Origin of the sequence: Streptomyces sp. P6-2-1, from assembly GCF_050613165.1 — a bacterium.
Taxonomy (GTDB): Bacteria; Actinomycetota; Actinomycetes; order Streptomycetales; family Streptomycetaceae; genus Streptomyces.
Genome location: NZ_CP192513.1, coordinates 5247321 through 5269924, shown reverse-complemented (window position 1 = coordinate 5269924; position 22604 = coordinate 5247321). Strand labels below are relative to the sequence as shown.

Here is a 22604-nt window from a genome sequence, read left to right as displayed (position 1 = left end):
GGCCGGGACCGGCGCGCGCGGCGAGACGGGGTGGTGCGAAGGAGACCTGTGCGCGGGTCACGCGCGGGGGTGCGTCCTGGTGGCTCGCCGTCGTACGGGTGCGGGTCGCGCACTTTCCTTACGGGTACGAAGCCGGGCGAGGCGTCGTGCGGTCGGCACCGGGTGCGGGCCTGACCCCCTGCGCCGCCTCGTGGCCGCCGCGGCGGGTGGCCGCCGCTCAGGCGCTGCGGTCCAGGGCGCGCAGCGAACGGTCGGTGATGGACCGTCCGCCGCGCCCGACGGCGATGGTGCCGGACTGGACGAGTTCCTTGATGCCGAAGGGTTCCAGCATCTTCAGCATGGCCTCCAGCTTGTCGCTGGAGCCGGTCGCCTCGATCGTGACGGCGTCCGGCGAGACGTCCACGGTCTTCGCGCGGAAGAGCTGGACGATCTCGACGACCTGCGAACGGGTCTCGTTGTCGGCCCTGACCTTCACCAGGACCAGCTCCCGGTGGATCGCCGAACCGGGTTCCAGTTCCACGATCTTGAGGACGTTGACCAGCTTGTTGAGCTGCTTGGTGACCTGCTCCAGGGGAAGCTCGTCGACATTCACCACGATGGTGATGCGGGAGATGTCGGGGTGCTCCGTGGTGCCCACGGCGAGCGAGTCGATGTTGAACCCGCGCCGGGAGAAGAGGGAGGTGATGCGGGCGAGGACGCCCGGCTTGTTCTCCACCAGGACGGAGAGCGTGTGCTTGGACATGTTCATGTGCGTTTCTGCTCTTCCGTCTCAGTCGTCGGCGGCGTCGCCGAAGTCGGGGCGGACCCCGAGGGCGGCCATGATGTCGTCGTTGGACGTGCCTGCGGCGACCATCGGCCACACCATCGCGTCCTGGTGGACGATGAAGTCGACGACGACGGGGCGGTCGTTGATGGAGTTCGCCTTGGCGATCACCGCGTCCAGCTCGCTCGCGTCCTCGCAGCGCAGGGCGACGCAGCCCATCGCCTCGGCGAGCTTGACGAAGTCGGGGACGCGCGTGCCCGCGGGCCGGGGCTCGCCGTCGCGCTGGCCGGGCACGGTGCCGTCGGGGCCGCCGGACAGGACCGTGTTCGAGTAGCGCTGGTTGTAGAAGAGGGTCTGCCACTGCCGGACCATGCCGAGGGCGCCGTTGTTGATGATGGCGACCTTGATCGGGATGTTGTTCAGGGCGCAGGTGGTCAGTTCCTGATTGGTCATCTGGAAGCAGCCGTCGCCGTCGATCGCCCACACGGTGCGCCCGGGCTGCCCGGCCTTGGCGCCCATCGCCGCGGGGACCGCGTAGCCCATCGTCCCCGCGCCGCCGGAGTTGAGCCAGGTCGCGGGCTTCTCGTAGTTGATGAAGTGCGCGGCCCACATCTGGTGCTGGCCGACGCCCGCGGTGAAGATCGTGTCCTCGGGCGCGAGGGCGCCGATGCGCTCGATGACGGCCTGCGGCGAGAGGGTGCCGTCGGCGGGCTGCTCGTAGCCGAGCGGGTACGTCTCGCGCCAGCGGTCGAGGTCGGCCCACCACGCGGTCAGATCGGCCTTGCGCCCGGCCGCGTGCTCGCTCTGGACGGCCTGCACCAGGTCGGCGATGACCTCGCGCGCGTCCCCGACGATCGGGACGTCGGCGACGCGGTTCTTGCCGATCTCGGCGGGGTCGATGTCGGCGTGCACGACCTTCGCGAAAGGCGCGAAGCTGTCGAGCTTGCCGGTGACGCGGTCGTCGAAGCGGGCGCCGAGGGCGACGATGAGGTCGGCCTTCTGGAGTGCGGTGACGGCGGTGACGCTGCCGTGCATACCGGGCATCCCGACGTGCTGCGGGTGGCTGTCGGGGAAGGTCCCGAGGGCCATCAGGGTTGTCGTGACGGGGGCGCCGGTCAGCTCGGCGAGGACCTTCAGCTCGGCGGTCGCGCGGGCCTTCTGGACGCCGCCGCCGACGTAGAGCACGGGGCGCTTCGCCGTGGTGATGAGCCGGGCGGCCTCGCGGATCTGCTTGGCGTGCGGCTTCGTCACGGGGCGGTAGCCGGGCAGGTCCTGGGTCGGCGGCCAGCTGAAGGTGGTGTCGGCCTGGAGCGCGTCCTTGGCGATGTCGACGAGGACGGGGCCGGGGCGGCCCGTCGACGCGATGTGGAAGGCCTCGGCGATGGCGTGCGGGATGTCCTCGGCCTTGGTGATGAGGAAGCTGTGCTTCGTGACCGGCATCGTGATGCCGACGATGTCCGCCTCCTGGAAGGCGTCCGTACCGATCGCGGCCGAGGCGACCTGGCCCGTGATGGCGACGAGCGGCACCGAGTCCATGTTGGCGTCGGCGATCGGCGTGACGAGGTTGGTCGCGCCGGGGCCCGAGGTCGCCATGCAGACGCCGACCTTGCCCGTGGCCTGCGCGTAGCCGGTCGCCGCGTGGCCCGCGCCCTGCTCATGGCGCACGAGGACGTGGCGGACACGGGTCGAGTCCATCATCGGGTCGTACGCGGGGAGGATCGTGCCGCCCGGGATGCCGAAGACCGTGTCGGCCCCGACCTCTTCGAGGGAGCGGATGAGGGACTGCGCACCCGTCACGCGCTCGACGTGTCCGGACTGCTGTCCGCCGGAACGGGGCCGCGGCTGCGGATGCGGGGCCCCGGTGGCCTGCTCGGTCATCGGCATTCTCTTCTCAACCTTGAGTTCTCGGTACGGGTGGGCGGGTGCGTTTCGTGGTGGTTCGCGCGGCGGCGGGGACCGGTCCGGCGGGCACCTGTGCAACAAAAAACCCCTCGTGCCGGGTGGCAAGCGAGGGGAGCGCGTCGGTGCGGGTGCCGGAGTTCGTTCTCCGGCTTCAGCCGACGCGCTGTCCAAGTACGAGAATTCGGGTGCGCATGGCAGTGACCCTCCTCCCCGCCCCTGTCAACTGTCAAGCCGGTGGGACACAGATCTCACGATGTGGTCATCAGAGGGGTGGGGGCACGTACCGTCCGAGGCGGCTCCGAGGGGCCCGGGGAGCGGGCAGGGGCGGGGCCGGCCCTGGCGGCGGCACGGGCGTGGCGAAGGCCACGTATCAGGATGCGGACGGGCGGGCGCGCGGGACGCCGCGCAGGCGGAGGGCCGGGTCACCGCGAGGCCGGGAGGCCCCGGCGTCCGGTCACTGCGGAGGCGCGGGCGCCTCGGGGCGTCCGGTCACTGCGGGGGCGCGGGTGCCTCGGGGCGTCCGGTGCCCGCCCCTTCGGCTGCGGTACGGGGCCCGCCGCGCCGCTCGCCCGGCCTCTTGCCCAGGAGCGCGCCGAGCCCCGCTCCAGCGGCCGACACCGCCTCGGTGAGGCCGGGTGGCAGGGCCCCCGGCACGAGGACCACAGGAACCACTGGCGGCCGCGTCCCGGCGCCGGGCCACGTCCGCACGGGCTGCACGAGCCCGAGCCCCGAGGCGGTGAGCGCGGACACGGGAGCGGGCGGGGCGGCCTCGGCCCCGCCGGGACCGGAGCGTGGGACCTCCCCGGCACCGGAGGGCGGGACCCCGCCAGGGCCGGAGCGCCGCGCCTCCCCGGGCCCGGAGGGCGGGGCCCACCCGGAGCCGGACGGCTCGGCCTCCTTGGGACCGGGGTGCGGGAGTTCCCCGGGGCCGGAGGGCTGGACGGGCACGGTCCCGGCGGTGGGGGAAGCGTCGGCGCTCGCCTCGGCCAGCGCCGCGCGCAGCTCCGTCGCCCGCACGGCGATCACGTGGCCGGACGCGCCCTGTCCCGGCGGTGTCCCCCACGGCTCTCCCTGCGCCAGCGCGGCGGCACCCGCGTAGATCCCGCCCGTGTCCTGGGTCTCCTGCCCGGCCACCACCTCGGCGACGGCGGCCTCCCCTGCGGTGACGCCCCCGCCGACGGCGACCGAGCCCGTACCCGTCGGCCCCGCGGCGTGGTCCCGTGCCCCCGCGTCCGGCAGCGCCGCACGCCCCGCGTGGTCGTCCCACGGGGTCCCGCCGAGCCGGGCGGGGGCCTCCGCGAGGAGTTCGGGGAGCGGGTGCGCGGGGCGCTGCGCGCCGGGACGGGCGGCGAGCGAGGTACCGGCGGGGGGCGTGCGGCTCGTGTGGGCGGGCCGGACCTGCACGGGAACGGCGGTGGGGGCGAGGGGCACGGTGCCCGTGTGGTGCGCGGCACCCGGGTGCCGTACGGGACGCGTCGCGAGGGCGGCGGACGAGGTGCGGGCGGCAGCGGCGGCCCGTACCGGCTCGGGCCTGCGGCCGGGCAGAGGGTACGTGCCGTGTGTGAGCGCCCGCCGCAGCCGATGCTCGTCGAGCGGCCCGGAGAAGGCGAGGCCCTGCGCGTGGGTACAGCCGAGGGCCTGGAGAACAGTGACCTGCTCGGCGCGGTCGACGCCTTCGGCGACCGTGTAGAGGCCGAGGTCGGTGGCGATCCGCAGGACTCCGGCGGTGATCTTGTAGTGCCGGGCCGAGTCGACGACGCCGCCGACGAGTCCGCGGTCGAGGGTGAGCGCGTCGACGGGGAGGCGGCGCAGCGCCTCGATCGTGGCGTGCCCCGCGCCGAAGCCGTCGAGCCCGACCCGTACCCCGAGCCTGCGCAGCACGTTGAGCCGCCGCTCCAGCGTGTCGAGCGGGACGCGGGGGTCGTCGAGGCGCAGGGCGATCTGGAGGGCGCCCGAGGGCAGCGCGTAGCGCGTGAGCAGCGCTTCGACGGAGGTGAGCGGGGTGGCCCTGTCGAGCAGGGCGCGGGCCCCGAGCCGTACCGAGACGGGCGTGGTGTGGCCCTCGGCGCGGCGCTCGGCGGCCTGCGCGACGGCCTCGCCGAGCAGCCAGCGGCCGAGCGCTCCCCCGCGTTCCCCGTCGCCGGGGCCGCGCAGGAACTCCTCGGGCGTGAAGAGGATGCCCTGCGCCGAGCGCCAGCGGGCCTCGGCGGTGACGACCTCGACGGCGCCGGTGTGCAGGCACACGACGGGCTGGTGCAGGAGCGCGAACTCGCCCTCGTCGAGCGCGGTGCGCAGCCGTCCGGCGAGCGCGGTACGGCGCACGGCCTCGGTCTGGAGCTGCGGCACGTACAGCTCGACGCGGTCCTTGCCGAGCCCCTTGGCGCGGTACATCGCGAGGTCGGCGTTGCGGAGCAACTCACCGGCGCCGAGCCCGTTCTCGGCGAAGGCGACACCGATCGAAGCGGCGATGCGCACCTCGTGGCCCTCGATGGTGTACGGGAGCGAGAGGGCGACGCGGAGGCGTTCGGCGAGGTCCTTGATCTGCTGCTCGCGCGCGGCGACGTCGCGGTTGCCTTCGCCGACGATGAGTGCGGCGAACTCGTCGCCGCCGAGCCTCGCGGCGGTGTCGCCGGAGCGCACCGACTCGTGGAGCCTGCGCGCCGCCTGGACGAGGAGTTCGTCGCCCGCCTGGTGGCCGATGGAGTCGTTGACGCCCTTGAAGCCGTCGAGGTCGATGAAGAGCACGGCGACCCCGGTGTCGCCGGTGCGGCGGCCCTTGAGCGCGCGGCGCACGCGGCGCGTGAAGAGGGCGCGGTTGGGCAGGTCGGTGAGCGGGTCGTGTTCGGCGTTGTGCTGGAGCTGGGCCTGGAGGCGGACGCGTTCGGTGACGTCGCGGCTGTTGAGGATGAGGCCGCCGTGCAGACGGTTGACGGTGGACTCGACGTTGAGCCAGTCGCCGCAGCCGGACTTGAAGCGGCACTCGATGCGGGTCGTGGGCTCGGAGCCCGGATCGGCGGCGAGGAAGCGGCGGATCTCGTGGACGACCTGGCCGAGGTCCTCGGGGTGGATGAACGAGGCGAGTTCGCAGCCGAGCATGGACTCCGCCTCGCGCCCGTAGACACCGCTGGCCGCCGGGCTCACGTACCGCAGGACCCCGCTCGGCGCGACGATCATGATGACGTCGCTGGAGCCCTGGACGAGCGACCTGAAGTGCTCCTCCTTGTGCGCCAGTTCCTGGGTGAGGGAGATGTTGTCGACGAGCATGATGCCTTGGCGCAGGACGAGGGCCAGCACGACGGTGCAGGCGGTGATGAGGACGACACGGTCGACGCTCGGCGCGTTGACGGCGCTGTAGAGGAGGCCGAGGGTGCAGACGGCGGCGGCGAGGTACGGGGTGAGCGCGGCGAAGGTGCTGGTGCGCGCACGCGTCGCGGGGGGCGTCCTGACGGGTTCCTCGGCGGGAGCGCGCCGGTTGGAGCGGACCCAGGGGGCGTACGCGAGGAGGAGCGAGCCGGCGAACCACCCGGCGTCGAGCAGTTGTCCGGAGCGGTAGCTGTCGCGCAGCAGGGGCGAGGTGAAGAGCGCGTCGCACAGCACGGTGAGGGCGAAGGCGCCGACGGCCGTGTTGATCGCGAAGCGGCCGGCGGCCGAGCGCTTGAAGTGCAGCGCGAGCACCATCGAGACGAGCGCGATGTCGAGGAGCGGGTAGGCGAGCGAGAGCGCGGCGCGGGGCACGCTCTCGCCGCGGAACTGCGTCGTGTGAGCGAGCGCGAGGCTCCAGGAGAGCGTGAGCAGTGAACCGCCGATGAGCCACGAGTCGAGCGCGAGGCAGGCCCAGCCCGCACGCGTGACGGGCCGTTTGGCGAGCACGAGGAGCCCGACGATGGCGGGTGGCGCGAAGAGGAGGAAGAACAGGTCGGCGAGCCCGGGCACCGGGACGCTCTGCTGGAGGACGACCTCGTACCAGCCCCAGACCGCGTTGCCCCCTGCGGCCATCACCGAGGAGAAGGCGAAGAGCAGCCAGGCGGGCCGGAAGCGGGTGCGGCCGCGGCGCGCGTAGAGCACGCAGGAGACGCAGGCGACGAGCCCGGCGAGGCTGAGCCCGAAGTCGCCCATGAAGGCGGCGATCCGGGGGGTGCCCCAGCCGAGCACCGCGCCGGCCGCGTACCCGGCGCAGAGCAGGGCGAGCAGGATCTGGCCGACGAGACCGGGCGCGGGACGCCGGGTCCCGCGCTTCCCCGGGCTCGCACCGCTCCCCGGGCTCGCACCGCTCCCGGGGTCCGCGCTGTTCCCGGGGTCCGTTTCTTCCCCGGGGTGGGCGCCGCGCACGGCCTTGCCCGCGTTCACCGGACCGCTCCCGTGGGCGGGATCAGCACCCGTCCGGTGGGGCGGCAGGAAGCGGTGGGTCCGGGCAGCGGCTCGTGTCCGCCGCGCTGTGTGGGCCGTGCCCCGTACGTGCTCGGCTGCCGTGTCTCAAGGCCCCGCATGCCCCGTCGCCCCCTCGGTGTCCCTGTCTCCGGCGTCCTCGGCCCGGCCGTCCGGCGGCTCGTCCCCGGCACCGTCACCGTCCGCGACGGCACCCCTGCGCCGACGATACACCAGAACCGTCACAGAGCGACATAGTCTCTCTACTCTCTGTGACGATTCAGTTGCGGCGCCTACGGTACGGGGCGGGCCGTGCGCGGTACGTGCCAGTAGCCGGGTCCGCTGGTTCCGTTCCCGGCTCATGGTGGGGCGAAAACCACCCACGGGGGGCCGGAACGGAACAAGCTCGCCCGCACGGGGGCGGCACGGGCGGGAGGGGCGGCCGGGACGCGAGGGGTGTCGCCGCGCCGCCCCCGGGAGGCGGACGAGGTTTCAGCCGCCCGCGGTCAAGACGATGTTGTCGGGTTGTCCGCCCGCCGCGAAGCGGGTGAGCTGGCGGGCCAGGAGCCGCTTCGCGCGGGGTTCGAAGGCGGAGGTCGAGCCGCCGACGTGCGGGCTGACGAGTACGCCGGGCGCGTGCCACAAGGGGTGGCCGGCCGGGAGCGGTTCGGGGTCAGTGACGTCGAGCGCCGCGGTGAGACGCCCCGTACCGACCTCGGCGAGCAGCGCGTCCGTGTCGACGACGGGGCCGCGCGCGACGTTGACGAGCAGCGCGCCGTCCTTGAGGCGCGCGAGGAACCCGGCGTCGACGAGACCGCGGGTCTGTTCGGTCAGCGGCGTCGAGAGGATCACGACATCCGCCTCGGGCAGCAGCGTGGGCAGCGCGGTGAGCGGATGCACGTCACCGCGCTCCGTAGCACGTGCGGAGCGCGCGACGCGCAGGACCCGCGCACACTCGAAGGGCGTGAGCCGGTCCTCGATCGCCGCGCCGATCGATCCGTACCCGACGATGAGCACCGTCCGGTCGGCGAGCGCCGGGTAGAAACCGGACCGCCACTCCTCCACGCGCTGACCCTCGACGAAGCGCGGGATGCCGCGCAGGGAGGCGAGGGTCAGGGCGAGGGCGAGTTCGGCGGTGCTCGCCTCGTGGACGCCGCGCGCGTTGCACAGCACGACGCCCTCGCGCAGCGCCGCGACGGCAGGCGCGACGTTGTCGGTCCCCGCGGAGAGCGTCTGCACGACGCGGAGGTCCGTCATGGCGGGGAGCGGGCGCAACGCGACGTCGGTGCCGCTCAGGTAGGGCACGACGTAGAACACACAGTCGGCGGGGTCGGCGGGGAACGCCTCCTCGCCGTCCCAGCGGCGGTACGTCAGTCCCGACTCCTTCTCGCCGGGAAGGCCCGGGATCTGGTCGGCCGGATAGGGGAGCCACACATCGCCTGTCATGGTCAGGAGGCTAACGACCGCGGGAGGGCCCCGGGGAGGCCGGGGCGGGGCGCGCGCGGCGCTGCGGTTAATTTGGTGCGCGTACGTGCGGCGGGGAGGAAAGACCAGGTGGAGCGCAGGACGGTCGGCTCCGGGGCGCTGCGCGCGGGGGCTGTGGGTCTCGGCTGCATGCCGATGAGCTGGGCCTACACGCGTTCGCAGCGCTCGGGCAGCGAGTCGGAGCGGACGGTGCGGACCGCGCTCGACCACGGGGTGACGCTCTTCGACACGGCCGATATGTACGGGCCCTTCACCAATGAGCTGCTGCTCGCGCGGGCACTCGGCGCGCGACGCGAGGAGGCGCTGCTCGCGACGAAGTGCGGGCTGCTCGTGGGCGACGGGCACCTCGTCGCCAATGGCCGTCCCGACTACGTACGGCGCGCCTGCGACGCCTCGCTGCGCCGCCTGCACACCGACGTCATCGACCTCTACCAACTGCACAGGGCCGACCCCGAGGTCCCGGTCGAGGAGACGTGGGGCGCGATGGCCGAACTCGTCGCCGCGGGGAAGGTCCGCGCGCTCGGGCTGTGCGCGCACGACGCGCGGGCGGTGCGCGAGGCGACGGTACGGGGCGACGCCGTGCGCGGGGGCGCCGCCTCACGCGCGGCCACGTCGCGCGCGGGCGGCGTGACGGTGCGGACGGCGCGGGGCGTGCTCACGGCGCCGCGCGAGGCCCCGTACGCGCCGACGGTGCGGCTCCTGGAGCGGGTGCAGCAGGTCTTTCCCGTGAGCGCGGTGCAGGCCGAGCTGTCGGTGTGGTCGCCCGACGCGCTGCGGGTGCTGCTGCCGTGGTGCGTGGCGCGCGGCGTCGGCTTCCTCGCGGCCCGCCCGCTGGGCAGCGGCTACCTCACGGGGACGCTCACCCCCGGCCAGGGTTTCGAGCCGGACGACGTACGGGCCAGGCACCCGCGTTTCACGGCCGAGATGATGGCCGCCAACCAGCCCGTCGTCGCGGGCCTGCGCCGCGTCGCCGCGCGCCACGGCGCGACGGTCGCCCAGGTCGCTCTGGCCTGGGTACTCGCCGCCGACCCGCGCGTCGTCGCGCTCCCCGGCACGAAGCGCGCCCCCTTCGCCGCCGAGAACGCCGCGGCGGCAGGTCTGCGCCTCGACGAGAGCGACCTGCGCGAGATAGCGGCGCTGCCGCGGGCACGGGAGAGCTGGGACGCGTGGGGGTGACGGGTGACGGGGCGACGGGGCGACAGGTCGGACGGGGGCGGCGTCGCGTCGCGCGGGGGCGGTACGTCGCGCGGGGGCGGTACGTCGCGTAGGCGCCACGTCGCGAGCGTCGCGGGCGGCGCCGCTTCGCGTACGGGAACGTCGCGTACGCCGACGCCCGCACCGTACGGTCGCCCAGCCCGCCCCGTACCGGCGGAGCGGCCCCGCACCGCGCCACGTCGCGTCCCTCCGCGCGACGCGTGTGGCGCGCGACGCCCCGTCGGCCGCCCCGCGCCGTCATGCTGGGAGCCGGCGCGGGAACGCGTCGTGTGGATGTGACCGGGCGAGCCCGACCGAGAGGACCGTTTTCGTGCGAGGCATTCCGTTTACCTGCGCCGCGTTGGCCGCCACCGGGACCCTGCTGCTCGCGGGCTGTTCCTCGGGCTCGGACGGCTCGTGGGACCCGATCCGCAGCGCGTCCCCTTCGGCGACGGGAACAGGGCCCGGGGCGAGCGGCGCCCCCAGGGGCACGGCGTCGGCGAGCGCGTCGGCGGCGCCCGCGAAGGGATCGGTCGATGTGGTGCGTACCGTCGCCGAGGGGCTCAAGGCGCCCTGGGCGCTCGCGCCGCTCCCCGAGGACGGGCTGCTCGTCTCCTCGCGCGACAACGGCCAGATCCTCCACGTGGACACCGGCTCGGGCAAGAAGACCCTCGCGGGAACGGTGCCCGGCGTGGTCCACGAGGGCGAGGGCGGACTGCTCGGGCTCGCGCTGTCGCCCGGCTTCGCGACGGATCACCTGGTCTACGCGTACTTCACGACGGCGTCCGACAACCGCGTCGCGCGGATGCTCTACGACGCGAAGAAGCCGGCGGGGCAGCGGCTCGGCGCGCCGAGCACGGTTCTGCGCGGCATCCCGAAGGGCGTGACGCACAACGGCGGCAGGATCGCCTTCGGCCCCGACGGGATGCTCTACATCGGCACGGGCGAGACCGGCGAGCGCGGGCTCGCCCAGGACCGTGAGTCCCTCGCGGGCAAGATCCTGCGCGTCACCCCCGACGGCGCCCCCGCACGCGGCAACCCCGACCCCGACTCGCCCGTGTGGTCCTGGGGCCACCGCAACGTGCAGGGTTTCGCGTGGGACCCCGGGAAGCACATGTGGGCCTCCGAGTTCGGGCAGGACACGTGGGACGAGCTGAACCTCATCGAGCCGGGCGGCAACTACGGCTGGCCCGACGCCGAGGGCAAGGCGGGCACGTCCGGGTTCACCGATCCGCTGGAGCAGTGGAAGACGGCCGACGCCTCGCCGAGCGGCGTCGCCTGGGCCGAGGGCTCGGTGTGGCTCGCCTCGCTGCGCGGCGAGCGCCTGTGGCGCGTACCGCTCGACGGCACGAAGGCGGTCGCGAAGCCGCAGGCGTTCCTGAAGGGCGAGTACGGCAGGCTGCGCGCCGTCGTCGCGGCGGGCGGCGACAAGCTGTGGCTGCTCACCAACGAGACCGACTCGCGCGGCACCCCGTCCAAGGGCGACGACAAGATCCTGGAACTGCGCGTGAAGTGAGGCGGTACGTGCGAGGTGACCGGTACGTGCGAAGTGGCCGGTACGTGTGAGGTGACCGGCCGCGGGGGCCCGTCGTCGGCCCGCTCAGATCCGCCAGGCGCCCGGGTCCGTCACCGCGCGCGGCTCGGGGGCCGGCGGTTCGAAGGTCTCCTCAGGGGTGTCGTCCGTGGTGGGCGGGACGAGCCCGGCGGCCGTGACGCGGACGGTGACCTTGCCGGAGCGCAGGTCGATGGGGCCGTGCCCGGGATCGCCGTCGCCAGTGTCCTCACGGGTGAGTTCCAGTCGGCTTTGCTCGTCCTCGGTGTGCTTGCGGCCGGGGTTGAAGAGCATGTCGAACGCGCTGAACACGGTGGCCTCCCGCCTCGGGCAGGGTGCCCGTTCTGCCAGCGTAAGCCCGTTCGAGTGAAAGTGTCCGGTAAAGGTGACGCTGCCGTGCGGGGCTACACCTCCTCGCGCTCGGGGAAGAGGCGCAGCCGGTGCGCCACGGCGGCGGCCTCGCCACGGCCTGTGACGCCGAGCTTCGCGAGGATGCGCGAGACATGGACGCTCGCGGTCTTCGGCGAGATGTAGAGGGCCTCGGCGATACGGCGGTTGCTGTGCCCGGAGGCGACGAGGCGCAGCACCTCGCTCTCGCGCGCGGTGAGCCCCAGCGTCTCGGCGGGCGGCGCAGCCGGGGTCGCGGAGGCCCCGGCCACGGGGCGCAGGCGCCCGCGCCTGGCCAGCGCCGCGGCCTCGCGGGCGAGCGGCGCGTACCCGAAGGCGCGCGCCGTCTCACCGACCGGCCCGAGGGCGTGCGCCGCCCGTTCCCGCTCACCCGCCGACAGGAGTGTCTCGGCGAGGCGCAGCGCGCTGTACAGCGTCTCGTAGGGGCGGTCCAGCCCGCGGAACGCCGCGTAGGGCCCCTCCCAGTCGGCGGCGGTGGCGCGGCCCCGCGCCCGGAGCAGCTCGGCACGCAGCAGCTCCGCGTACCCCTGCCACAGCGGCACGGGCGTGGGCACGGAGCGCGCCGCGGCGCTGATGCGGTCCAGGACGGCGTCGCGGCCCGCTTCGGCGGCGGGCAGCCCGCGCGTCGTGGCCTCCAGTCCCGCCGCGGCGACGAGGAGCGGCCACACGTGGCGGTGCGCGTGCGGCGAGAAGCCGCCCTCCAGGGCCTCGTCGAGGAGGGCGCGCCCCGCGGCGACGTCGCGCGCCTCGGTCGCGAGGCCGATGCCGAGGGCGAGCAGCGGGAACCTTCGTTGCGGGGCGTGGCCGTCCGGGGCGGCGAGCGCGCGGAGCGCCTCGTACACCTCGCGCGCCGCGTCCGTGTCGCCCGTGCGCAGCGCGAGTCCGCCGCGCGTGAGGGCGGTGAAGCCCCGTACAACGGCTCCGCCGCCCGGCTGCTCGGCGTGGCGCAAGGCCTCTTCGGCTTCGGCGTGGCGGCCGAGCGAGACGAGGGACTCGGCGGCGTTGGACCAGGTGAAGGCGGCGCTGCCGACGAGTCCGTGGCGCGCGCAGATCACGGCGCCTTCGGCGGCCACGCGGGCGGCTTCCGCGGAGCGCCCGATGCCTTCGAGCACGGAGGGGAGGTTGGAAGCGGCGCGCGCGATGTGGTCGGGGGCCGCGAGCGCGAGGGCGCGCTCCTTCGTCTCGTACAGCTCGGCGAGTCCGCCGTCGATGTCCCCGGCGGCGACGCGCAGGACGCCGCGCGTGATGTGCGCGGAGAGCTGGGTGTCGACGGCGCCGACCATGCGGGCGTAGTCGACGGCGCGTTCGGCGGAGACGAGGCTGTCGGGGCCCGGTTCGTTGACCATCTCCCAGCCCGCGAGGTGCGCGAGGACCTCGGCGTGCACCGCGGAGGGCGGCAGTCCGCGGACGAGTTCCTCGGCGCGGCGCAGCTCCGCGCCGCCGTCGCCGCGGCCGAGGGCGGTGGCGAGGTGCGAGCGCTGGGTCAGGAACCAGGCGGCGCGCAAGGGGTCGGGCTCGTGCTCCAGGAGCCGCAGGGCGTGCCCGACGTGGGTGTACGCGCGCCCGGCCTGGCCGCTCATGCGTCCGGCGGTGGCGGCGTCGGCGAGGAGGTCGAGGGGCGCGGGGGTGCCGGGTTCCGGTTCGGGGACCTGGTCGCGCAGTTCGAGGGCGCGGCCGAGGTGGTGGAGCTGCTCGGCGTACGCGTGCCGGGCGCGGGCGTTCGCGGCGGCGCGGAGGGCGGCGGGCAGGGCCTTGGCGGGCTCGCGCGCGGCGTACCAGTAGCCGGCGAGGCGCGCGTCGAGTTCCTCGCGGCGTACGAGGTGCGGGGCGGACTCGACCGTCTCGGCGTAGCGGCGGTTGAGCGCGGAGCGCTCGCCGGGCAGCAGGTCGTCGCACACGGCCTCGCGGACGAGCGAGTGCCGGAAGCGGTAGCCGTCGCCGTCCGGTGTGGGGCTCAGCAGGTGGGCGCTCGTGGCGGCGCGCAACGCGTCGAGCAGCGCGTCCTCGGGCATCGCACTGACGGCGGCGAGCAAGGGGTGCTCGACGGCGGAGCCGCCCTCGGCGACGAGGCGCAGGACCCGCCGGGCGTCGGAGGGGAGGGCTTCGACGCGGACGAGGAGCAGTTCGCGCAGGTTCTCGCTGAGCCCGGGGCGGTGACCCTCGCGCAGGGACATGGCGAGTTCCTCGACGAAGAACGCGTTGCCGTCGGAGCGCGCGTAGATCTCGTCGACGAGCGTCGCCTCGGGTTCGGCACCGAGTATCCCGGCGAGCTGGCGGCGTACGTCGGCGTGGCCGAGGCGCGCGAGGTCGATACGGCGCACGGCGCGCAGCCGGTCCAGCTCGGCGAGCAGCGGCCGCAGGGGGTGCCGGCGGTGCAGGTCGTCGGAGCGGTACGTGGCGAGGAGGAGCAGGCGGCCCGCGCGCAGGGTGCGCAGGAGGTGCGCGTAGAGGTGGCGCGTCGAGGCGTCCGCCCAGTGCAGGTCTTCGAGCACGAGGACGAGCGGGCGCGCGGCGGAGAGTTCCTCCAGGAGCCGCGTGACGTGGCCGAAGAGGCGCGCGCTGTCCTCGGCGGAGTGCGGGACGGCGGGCGGGCGGAGGGCGGGGCCCGGAGCTGGGGATGGGGCTGGGGCTGGGGCTGGGGCGCTCCCGGGGGCTGGCGGGGTGTCAGGTACGGGCGCGGGCGCGGGCGCGGGCGCGTGGCCGGGCGCGGTGAGCGGCGTGGTCGATGGCGCGGTCGGTGGCGCGGCGGTCTCGGGGAGGAGTCGCGCGAGGTCGGCGCCGATCGCCGCTCCCGCGCGGGCGAACTCCTCGGGCAGCGCGGTGCGCAGCGCGCGCAGGGCCGCGGCGAAGGGCGCGAAGGGCAGCCCGTCGCCGCCCAGTTCGACGCAGCCCCCGACGGCGACGAGTGCCCCGGCGCGCCGCGCCCCGTGCCCGAACTCCTCGACGAGTCGCGTCTTGCCGACACCGGCCTCCCCCGCGAGCACCAGCGCGCGCGGCCCGTGCGCCTCGGGCGCGGACACCTCGCGGAGCGCGGCGGCGAGCACGCCCGACTCGGCGTCCCGCCCCACGAACACCGGGCTGAGCGACTGGTTCTGCACACGCCCGAGCATCGCACAGGGGTACGACAACGCCGCCGCGCCCACGACGCCCCCTCCCCCCGCCGGTCCCCCGCTCACCCCCGCACCCCCGGCACGGCACCCACCCGCAGAACGCGCCGCAGCACCCGTACCACCCCGGCCGCCCGCTCCCCCGACGCGACGTGAGGCGACACAGACGCGACGTCGCACCGCACCGACGCGACGTCAGGCTGCCGCGCCGCGCCGCGAGGCGGAGCCGGCGCGGCGCCGGGCCGCCCGGACACGACGTCAGCCGCCCCGGACGCGCCGTCGCGCCCCGCCGACGCCGCGCCGTACGCCGCCGTCGACGCGACGTCGGGCCGCCCCACCACGCCGCGCCGCCGCGCCCCCCACCCCACGCGACGCCACCCGACACGCAGCCACCCCACGCGACGCCGCGCCGCCCGCCGCGCGTCCCGCGCCAGCACCGCCACGCGCGCCTCCTCGCGCAGTTGCTCCGCCCGCATCCGGTACGTGTCGTAGTCGTATCCCCACATGTGCGCGCCCCCTGGACCGTGTCGCGGCGCTCCTCGCCGCGTCGTGGTGCCAGCCTCCGCGCTGAGGTGGGGGCCTCGCGTCGGGCGTTCGCCCACGTCGTGGCGCGCGGGGGCCTCAGCGCGCGGGACGCGGTGCCTTACGCGCGGGCCCCGCGGGGCTCAGTCCGCCGTTCCCCGTCCTCGCGCGCCTCCCACTCGCGGGCGAGCAGTGCCCAGCCCTCCATGTCGTGCCGCACCCCGTTCCTCGCGGCGCTCTCCCTGAGGACGGCTTCGCGCGTCATCCCGAGGCGGCGTGCGACGGCGGTGCTCGCGGTGTTCCCGGCGGCGGCCCACCACTCGACGCGGTGCATGCCGCGCTCGTGGAAGGCCCAGTCGACGAGTACGCGGCAGGCGCGCGTGACGAGGCCGCGCCCCGTACCGGCGGGTTCGAGCCAGCAGCCGATCTCGCAGACCCCGGTCCTCACGTCGAAGACGCGGAAGAGGACGCCGCCGACGAGCGTGCCGCCGCCCGGCTCCGCGCAGCCGGTCCAGATCCCGTACAGGTAGCCCTCGTCGGCGGCGCGCTTCGTCGCGTACTTGTGCAGCAGTGCGCGCGCGGCGTCCCGCGAGACGACGGCGTCGACGAAACCTATGTACGTGCCGATGAAGTCGCGGCCACGCTCGACGTGGGCGAGGAACTCGGCGGCGTGCCAGGTCTCCAGCGGGCGCAGCTGCGCGCCTTCGGGGCCGAGCGGGATGGCGAACACGGTGCCTCCAGGCTGGGGTGCGGCCCGGTCAGGCCCGTACCCGGTCGTCCTCGTGAGCGGTCGCCTCCTCGCGTCCGCCCTCGTCCGCCGGTCGCGGACCGGGCACGACTCTAGAGACGCCCTCCTCGTCCGACACGGGCTTTTCGATGCTGAGCCGGGGCAGCCACCGGTCCATCCACTGCGGCAGCCACCAGTTCGCGCCGCCCAGCATGTGCATGAGCGCGGGCACGAGCAGGGTGCGCAGGACGAAGGCGTCGAGGGCGACCGCGACGGCGAGCGCGATGCCGAACATCGAGATGACGCGGTCGCCCGAGAGCACGAAGGCGAGGAAGACCGAGATCATGATGACGGCGGCCGAGTTGATGACACGGCTCGTCTCGGCCAGGCCGACGCGCACCGCGCGCCGGTTGTCGCCCGTCTCGCGCCACTCCTCGTACATCCGGCTGACGAGGAAGACCTGGTAGTCCATCGAGAGTCCGAAGAGCACCGCGACCATGATCACCGGGAGGAAGGGCTCGATGGGCCCGGATGCGCCGAGCCCGAGCAGTTCGCTGCCCCAGCCCCACTGGAACATCGCGACGACGACGCCGAAGGCCCCGCCGACGGCGGCGATGTTCATGACAGCGGCCTTGAGCGGGATCGCGAGGGAGCGGAAGGCGAGCAGCAGCAGGACGGAGCCGAGCGCGATGACGACGCCGATGAACATCGGCATCTTCCCCACGATGAGCCGCGCGAAGTCGTCGTACCCGGCCGTGACGCCGCCGACGGCGACGTCGAGCGAAGTGCCGCTCTCGGCGCGCGGCAGGACGTCCTCGCGCAGCCGCTCGACGAGCGCGCTGGTCTGCTTGGACTGCGGCGAGGACGCGGGCACGACGGTGAGGTACGCGGCATCACCGCGCTGGTCGTACGTGACGGGGCTGACCGACGCGACGCCCTGGACGTCGGCGAGGCCGTCCTGGAGCCGGTCGAGCGCGAGCCTGTCCTGCGCCCCGTCGATGTGCGTGACGAGAGTGAGCGGCCCGTTGGCGCCGGGCCCGAAGCCCGAGCCCTCGCGGCCGTCGCCCGCGAGGAGGTCGTACGCCTTGCGCGTCGTGGACGTCGCGGGGTTGTTGCCCTGGTCGGAGGTGCCGAGGTGGAGCGAGAAGGTGGGCAGGGCGAGCAGCGCGACGACGGCGACGGCGCCCGCGCCGAGCAGCCGCGGATGCCGTTCGACGAAGGCCGACCAGCGCGCGGCGAAGCCGCTGGGCGTCTGCGGCCCGGGGCCGCGCTCGGCGAGCCTGCGGCGTTCGCGGCGGCTGAGGGCGCGGGCTCCGGTGTACGAGAGGAGCGCGGGCAGCAGCGTGACGGAGGCCGCGACGGTGAGCAGCACGGTGAGCGCGGCGGCGATCGCGACGCCGTTGAGGAAGGAGAGCCGCAAGATGAGCAGCCCGAGCAGGGCGATGCACACGGTGGCCCCGGCGAAGACGACGGCGCGTCCCGTCGTCGCCGTCGCGTCGACGGCGGCCTTGTCGGGGTCCGTGCCGCGGCGCAGGGCTCTGCGGTGGCGCGTGACGATGAAGAGTGCGTAGTCGATGCCGACGCCGAGCCCTACGAGCATTCCGAGCATGGGCGCGAAGTCGGCGACGGTCATGGCGTGGCCGAGCAGCGTGATGGCGCTGTACGCGGTGCCGACGGCGACGAGCGCGGTGGCGATCGGCAGGAGGCTCGCGAGGAGCGAGCCGAAGGCCAGGAAGAGGACGATCGCGGCGACGCCGACACCGATGGCCTCACTCACGTGCAGCCCTGCGGACTCGGTGGTGGCGACGGCGCTGCCGCCCAGTTCGACCTGGAGGTCGGGGCCGGTGGCGGCCTGCGCGGTGTCGACGACGGCCTGTGCCTGTCCGGCGGGGAGGTCGTCGGCCGGCTTGTCGAAGGTGACGGTGGCGTACGCGGTGTGCCCGTCGGCGCTGATGCCGCCGCCTTCGCCGGTGCCCTGGTAGGGGCCGGTGACGGCAGAGACGCCGGGCAGGTCGGCGAGATCGTCGAGGGTGCGGCCCATCGTCTGCTCGACGGCGGCGGCGCGGACGGACCCCTGGTCGGTGTGCCACACGACGGTGTCGCTGTCGCCCGCGAGCCCGGGGAAGTTCTCCTCCAGGAGGCGCGTCGCGCGCCCGGACTCGGTGCCGGGGGCGTCGTAGTCGTTCGAGTACGCGGAACCGGCGAGCAGCCCGCCCACCGCGGTGCCCGCGAGCACCACGAGCCAGAGAACGACGGTGAGAAGACGGTGCTTGACGCACCAGCGGGCGAGTGCTGCCACGGACGGCTCCCTGGGGGCTTCGTGGACGTGCGGAGGGAGCCAATGGCGCGACGCGCGGAAGCGGACGCCAAGGGGTCAGGCCCCGAAACCGGCCCGGAGCGGGCGGTTCCGGACACTGTGACAGCAAAGATTGATCGTTTGACCCTTTCGTGTGCGGCCTCACAGAGCCTTATTCCCGCCCTACGGGAATTTTTTGGGAACGGCTGGAGGGCGGGGGGTGAGAGAGGTGGGCGCGGGAGGCGAAGGGTGGGAGACGAAGGAGTGGGAGACGAAGAGGGGAGGCGAAGGGGGACGTTCGGGGCGAGGGAGCCGGAGGCAGCGAGAGCCCGTACAGCGCACACCCGTACGCCGAACGCCGTCGAGCGCGCACACCTGTCCATCGAATCTCGCCGAGCGCACACCCGTACACCCAATCTGGTTGAGCGCACACCCGTACACCCAACCGTTGAGCGCACGCCCGTGAACCGAAAGGGGCGGCTCCCCACCTCGCAGTGGGAAACCGCCCCTCGTCACTTCGCGGAGCGCAGGCGTGGCTACTCGCTCACGCCCAGCTTCTCCAGGATGAGTTGCTTGACGCGGGCGGCGTCGGCCTGGCCGCGGGTGGCCTTCATGACGGCGCCGACGAGCGCGCCCGCCGCGGCGACCTTGCCGCCGCGGATCTTGTCGGCGATGGCCGCGTTGCCCGCGATGGCCTCGTCGACGGCGGTGCCGAGCGCGCCGTCATCGGAGACGACCTTGAGGCCACGCTTCTCGACGACGGCATCCGGCTCACCCTCGCCGGCGAGCACACCCTCGATGACCTGACGGGCGAGCTTGTCATTGAGGTCGCCAGCGGCCACGAGCGCGGTGACGCGCGCGACCTGTGCGGGGGTGATGGGCAGCTCGTCGAGCGCACGGCCCGACTCGTTGGCGTGCCGGGCCAGCTCGCCCATCCACCACTTGCGAGCCTGGTCCGCGGGCGCCCCGGCATCGATCGTCGCGACGATCGGGTCGAGGGCACCGGCGTTGAGCATCGACTGCATCTCGTGCGCCCCGACGCCCCACTCCTCGCGAAGGCGGTTGCGACGGGCGAGCGGCAGCTCCGGCAGCTCGCCGCGCAGCTGCTCGACCCACTCCTTCGGCGGGGCGACGGGCACGAGGTCGGGTTCCGGGAAGTACCGGTAGTCCTCCGCGTTGTCCTTGATCCGCCCGGAGGTGGTGGAGCCGTCCTCCTCGTGGAAGTGACGGGTCTCCTGCACGATCGTGCCCCCGGAGGAGAGCACGGCGGCGTGCCGCTGGATCTCGAAGCGGGCGGCACGCTCCACGGAGCGCAGCGAGTTGACGTTCTTCGTCTCGCTGCGCGTCCCGAGCGGCGTGGTGCCGTTGGGGCGCAGCGACAGGTTCACGTCGCAGCGCATCTGCCCCTTGTCCATCCGCGCCTCGGAGACACCGAGGGAGCGGATGACCTCGCGCAGCTCGGCGACGTAGGCGCGGGCGACCTCGGGGGCACGCTCCCCGGCGCCCTCGATCGGCTTGGTGACGATCTCGATGAGGGGGATGCCTGCGCGGTTGTAGTCGAGCAGCGAGTGCGAGGCGCCGTGGATGCGTCCGGTGGCGCCACCGATGTGGAGGGACTTGCCGGTGTCCTCCTCCATGTGGGCGCGCTCGATCTCCACGCGGAAGACGCTGCCGTCCTCCAGCTGCACGTCGAGGTAGCCGTCATAGGCGATGGGCTCGTCGTACTGGGAGGTCTGGAAGTTCTTCGGCATGTCCGGATAGAAGTAGTTCTTCCGGGCGAAGCGGCACCACTCGGCGATCGAGCAGTTGAGCGCGAGACCGATACGGATCGCGGACTCGACGCCGATGGCGTTGACGACGGGGAGTGCCCCGGGCAGGCCGAGGCAGGTGGGACAGGTCTGCGCGTTGGGCTCCGCGCCCTGAGCGGCGGAGCACCCGCAGAACATCTTGGTCCTGGTGCCGAGCTCGACATGGACCTCCAGGCCCATGACGGGGTCGTAGGACGCGAGGGCGTCCTCGTACGGCACCAGGTCAGCGGTGACGGTCACGGTGAAACTTTCCCTCTCAGCCCAGCAGGACGTCGTCGTCACCGAGGCGCTTCAGCTCCCGGTAGAGGATGGCGAGCCCGGTGATGATGCCGGCGCCGGTCACGACCGCGTCGACCAGGCGCAGCTTGTCGCCCTCGTTGCGGGCGCGCTTGACCTGCTTGACGACGTTGATCGCGCCGAAGGCGGTGGTGCCGATCGACACGTACGTGCCGGTCTTGGACTTCTTGAAACCCTTGGCCTTGCTCAGTGCGTTGCTCACAGCGACGGTGCCTCCTCAAGCAGCGGGTGACCCCAGCGTTCCACGAAAGCGGCCTCGACGGCGGCTCCGACCTTGTAGAGACGCTCGTCCTTCATCGCCGGGGCGATGATCTGGAGCCCGACGGGGAGCCCGTCCTCGGGCGCGAGGCCGCAGGGCAGCGACATCGCGGCGTTGCCCGCGAGGTTGGTCGGGATGGTGCAGAGGTCGGCGAGGTACATCGCCATCGGGTCGTCGCTGCGCTCACCGATCGCGAAGGCGGTGGTGGGCGTCGTGGGCGAGACGACGACATCGACCTGCTCGAAGGCGCGCGCGAAGTCCTGCGTGATGAGCGTGCGCACCTTCTGCGCGGAGCCGTAGTACGCGTCGTAGTAGCCGGAGCTGAGCGCGTACGTACCGAGGATGACGCGCCGCTTGACCTCGGGCCCGAAGCCCTCGCCGCGCGTGATCGCGGTGACGTCCTCGGCCGAACGGGTGCCGTCGTCGCCCACGCGCAGCCCGTACCGCATCGCGTCGAAGCGCGCGAGGTTCGAGGAGCACTCGGAGGGGGCGATGAGGTAGTACGCGGAGAGCGCGAGGTCGAAGGACGGGCAGTCCAGCTCGACGATCTCGGCGCCCAGTTCCTTGAGCAGCTCGACGGACTCGTCGAAGCGCTGCACGACACCGGCCTGGTAGCCCTCGCCGCGGAACTGCTTGACGACACCGACGCGCATCCCGGCGACGCTGCCGTTGCGCGCGGCCTCGACGACGGGCGGCACGGGAGCGTCGATGGAGGTGGAGTCGAGCGGGTCGTGGCCGGCGATCACCTCGTGGAGGAGGGCCGCGTCCAGGACCGTACGGGCGCAGGGGCCGCCCTGGTCGAGGGAGCTGGAGAAGGCGACCATGCCGTAGCGCGAGACACCGCCGTAGGTCGGCTTGACGCCGACGGTGCCGGTGACGGCGGCGGGCTGGCGGATGGAGCCGCCGGTGTCGGTGCCGATCGCGAGCGGCGCCTCGAAGGAGGCGAGCGCGGCGCTGGAGCCACCGCCGGAACCGCCGGGGATACGGGTGAGGTCCCAGGGGTTGCCCGTGGGGCCGTAGGCGCTGTTCTCGGTGGAGGAGCCCATCGCGAACTCGTCCATGTTGGTCTTGCCGAGGATGACGACGTCGGCGTCCTTGAGGCGCCGGGTGACGGTCGCGTCGTACGGCGGAATCCAGCCCTCCAGGATCTTCGAGCCGACCGTCGTGGGCACGCCCTCGGTCGTGAAGATGTCCTTGAGCGCGAGCGGTACGCCGGCGAGCGGGCCGAGCTTCTCGCCGCGGGCGCGCTTCTCGTCGACGGCACGGGCCTGCGCGAGCGCGCCCTCGCGGTCGACGTGGAGGAAGGCGTGGACCTTCTCGTCCACGGCCTCGATACGGGCGAGGTGGGCCTCGGTGACCTGCACCGCGGTGAGTTCGCCGGAGGCGATCTTCTCGGCCGTCTCGGCGGCGGTGAGCCTGATGATCTCGGTCATGCCTCCTCCCCGAGGATCTGAGGAACCTTGAATCGCTGCTGCTCCTGCGCGGGGGCTCCGGAGAGTGCCTGCTGCGGGGTGAGCGAGGGTCGGACCTCGTCCGCGCGCATGACATTGGTCAGCGGCAACGGGTGAGAGGTCGGCGGTACGTCCTGGTCGGCGATCTCGGAGACGCGGGCCACCGCGCCGAGAATGTCGTCCAGCTGTCCTGCGAAGTGCTCCAGCTCCTCCGCGGACAGCTCCAGGCGCGCCAGCCGTGCGAGGTGAGCTACCTCCTCGCGCGTAATGCCAGGCATGCGGCGATCCTTCTGGGGTCTCGGTTCATGGACTACGGGGGCAATCCTATGGCCGAGCGGAAGGGCGGTGGGGCGGGGCGGGGGTGGGACGGGGGTGGGACGGGGCTGGGGCGCGGGTGGGACGAGGGTGGGGCGCGGGTGCGGGGAGATGGGGCGGGGGTGGAGGGGGCGGGTGCGGGGGTGGTCTGCG

Annotated in this window: 14 protein-coding genes; 2 read left to right on the top strand and 12 right to left on the bottom strand. The window is 73.8% G+C overall.

The genetic code is table 11. The features are described 5' to 3' along the window. Window positions 1–217 precede the first annotated feature (217 nt). The 4 genes from ilvN to ACQYWQ_RS22530 form a co-directional block, all read right to left on the bottom strand. Window positions 218–742, bottom strand: a complete 525-nt coding sequence (gene ilvN / locus ACQYWQ_RS22545; protein ID WP_431039298.1) for an acetolactate synthase small subunit — start codon at window positions 740–742, stop codon at window positions 218–220. A gap of 27 nt (window positions 743–769) precedes the next feature. Beyond that, on the bottom strand, window positions 770–2641 hold the full coding sequence (locus tag ACQYWQ_RS22540; RefSeq protein WP_431037014.1) for an acetolactate synthase large subunit: 1872 nt from the start codon (window positions 2639–2641) through the stop codon (window positions 770–772). A 513-nt stretch (window positions 2642–3154) separates the two neighbouring features. Further along, window positions 3155–7012: an EAL domain-containing protein gene (locus tag ACQYWQ_RS22535; RefSeq protein ID WP_431037012.1), complete on the bottom strand. Its 3858-nt coding sequence runs from the start codon at window positions 7010–7012 to the stop codon at window positions 3155–3157. 510 nt (window positions 7013–7522) lie between these two features. Further along, the gene (locus tag ACQYWQ_RS22530; protein WP_431037010.1) at window positions 7523–8476 is read right to left on the bottom strand and encodes a 2-hydroxyacid dehydrogenase; all 954 of its coding nucleotides are present in this window, start codon (window positions 8474–8476) and stop codon (window positions 7523–7525) included. A 108-nt stretch (window positions 8477–8584) separates the two neighbouring features. On the opposite strand from ACQYWQ_RS22530, the gene ACQYWQ_RS22525 reads away from it, so the two are divergent. Then, window positions 8585–9691, top strand: coding sequence for an aldo/keto reductase (locus ACQYWQ_RS22525; RefSeq protein WP_431037008.1), 1107 nt, complete (start codon window positions 8585–8587; stop codon window positions 9689–9691). A 349-nt stretch (window positions 9692–10040) separates the two neighbouring features. After that, window positions 10041–11225, top strand: coding sequence for a PQQ-dependent sugar dehydrogenase (locus ACQYWQ_RS22520; RefSeq protein ID WP_431037006.1), 1185 nt, complete (start codon window positions 10041–10043; stop codon window positions 11223–11225). 84 nt (window positions 11226–11309) lie between these two features. Here ACQYWQ_RS22520 and ACQYWQ_RS22515 read toward each other — a convergent pair whose 3' ends face one another. From ACQYWQ_RS22515 to gatC, 8 genes are all read right to left on the bottom strand, one after another. Further along, complete coding sequence (locus ACQYWQ_RS22515; protein ID WP_431037004.1) at window positions 11310–11573, bottom strand: DUF6191 domain-containing protein; 264 nt, start codon at window positions 11571–11573, stop codon at window positions 11310–11312. Between the two features lie 92 nt (window positions 11574–11665). Then, window positions 11666–14779, bottom strand: coding sequence for a helix-turn-helix transcriptional regulator (locus tag ACQYWQ_RS22510; protein WP_431037002.1), 3114 nt, complete (start codon window positions 14777–14779; stop codon window positions 11666–11668). 640 nt (window positions 14780–15419) lie between these two features. Further along, a complete protein-coding gene (locus ACQYWQ_RS22505) occupies window positions 15420–16028 on the bottom strand; it encodes a GNAT family N-acetyltransferase (RefSeq protein ID WP_431037000.1) in 609 nt (202 codons plus the stop codon). 28 nt (window positions 16029–16056) lie between these two features. Beyond that, window positions 16057–18324, bottom strand: coding sequence for an MMPL family transporter (locus ACQYWQ_RS22500; protein ID WP_431036998.1), 2268 nt, complete (start codon window positions 18322–18324; stop codon window positions 16057–16059). Between the two features lie 533 nt (window positions 18325–18857). Beyond that, the gene (gatB, locus tag ACQYWQ_RS22495; protein ID WP_431036996.1) at window positions 18858–20369 is read right to left on the bottom strand and encodes an Asp-tRNA(Asn)/Glu-tRNA(Gln) amidotransferase subunit GatB; all 1512 of its coding nucleotides are present in this window, start codon (window positions 20367–20369) and stop codon (window positions 18858–18860) included. A 16-nt stretch (window positions 20370–20385) separates the two neighbouring features. Beyond that, the gene (locus tag ACQYWQ_RS22490) at window positions 20386–20628 is read right to left on the bottom strand and encodes a hypothetical protein (RefSeq protein ID WP_431036994.1); all 243 of its coding nucleotides are present in this window, start codon (window positions 20626–20628) and stop codon (window positions 20386–20388) included. Continuing rightward, window positions 20625–22118: an Asp-tRNA(Asn)/Glu-tRNA(Gln) amidotransferase subunit GatA gene (gene gatA, locus ACQYWQ_RS22485; RefSeq protein ID WP_431036992.1), complete on the bottom strand. Its 1494-nt coding sequence runs from the start codon at window positions 22116–22118 to the stop codon at window positions 20625–20627. Before gatA ends, ACQYWQ_RS22490 begins: the two co-directional genes overlap by 4 nt. Further along, window positions 22115–22414 (bottom strand): Asp-tRNA(Asn)/Glu-tRNA(Gln) amidotransferase subunit GatC, encoded by a 300-nt coding sequence (gene gatC / locus ACQYWQ_RS22480; RefSeq protein ID WP_431036990.1) that lies wholly within the window; start codon window positions 22412–22414, stop codon window positions 22115–22117. The genes gatA and gatC overlap by 4 nt, the downstream gene beginning before the upstream one ends. Window positions 22415–22604 lie beyond the last annotated feature (190 nt).

What these genes read in the sequence shown, in the direction of transcription:
- ilvN (WP_431039298.1), bottom strand. Translation starts at nt 742, where the DNA reads ATGTCCAAGCACACGCTCTCCGTCCTGGTGGAGAACAAGCCGGGCGTC.
- ACQYWQ_RS22540 (WP_431037014.1), bottom strand. Translation starts at nt 2,641, where the DNA reads ATGACCGAGCAGGCCACCGGGGCCCCGCATCCGCAGCCGCGGCCCCGT.
- ACQYWQ_RS22530 (WP_431037010.1), bottom strand. Translation starts at nt 8,476, where the DNA reads ATGACAGGCGATGTGTGGCTCCCCTATCCGGCCGACCAGATCCCGGGC.
- ACQYWQ_RS22510 (WP_431037002.1), bottom strand. Translation starts at nt 14,779, where the DNA reads ATGCTCGGGCGTGTGCAGAACCAGTCGCTCAGCCCGGTGTTCGTGGGG.
- gatA (WP_431036992.1), bottom strand. Translation starts at nt 22,118, where the DNA reads ATGACCGAGATCATCAGGCTCACCGCCGCCGAGACGGCCGAGAAGATC.
- gatC (WP_431036990.1), bottom strand. Translation starts at nt 22,414, where the DNA reads ATGCCTGGCATTACGCGCGAGGAGGTAGCTCACCTCGCACGGCTGGCG.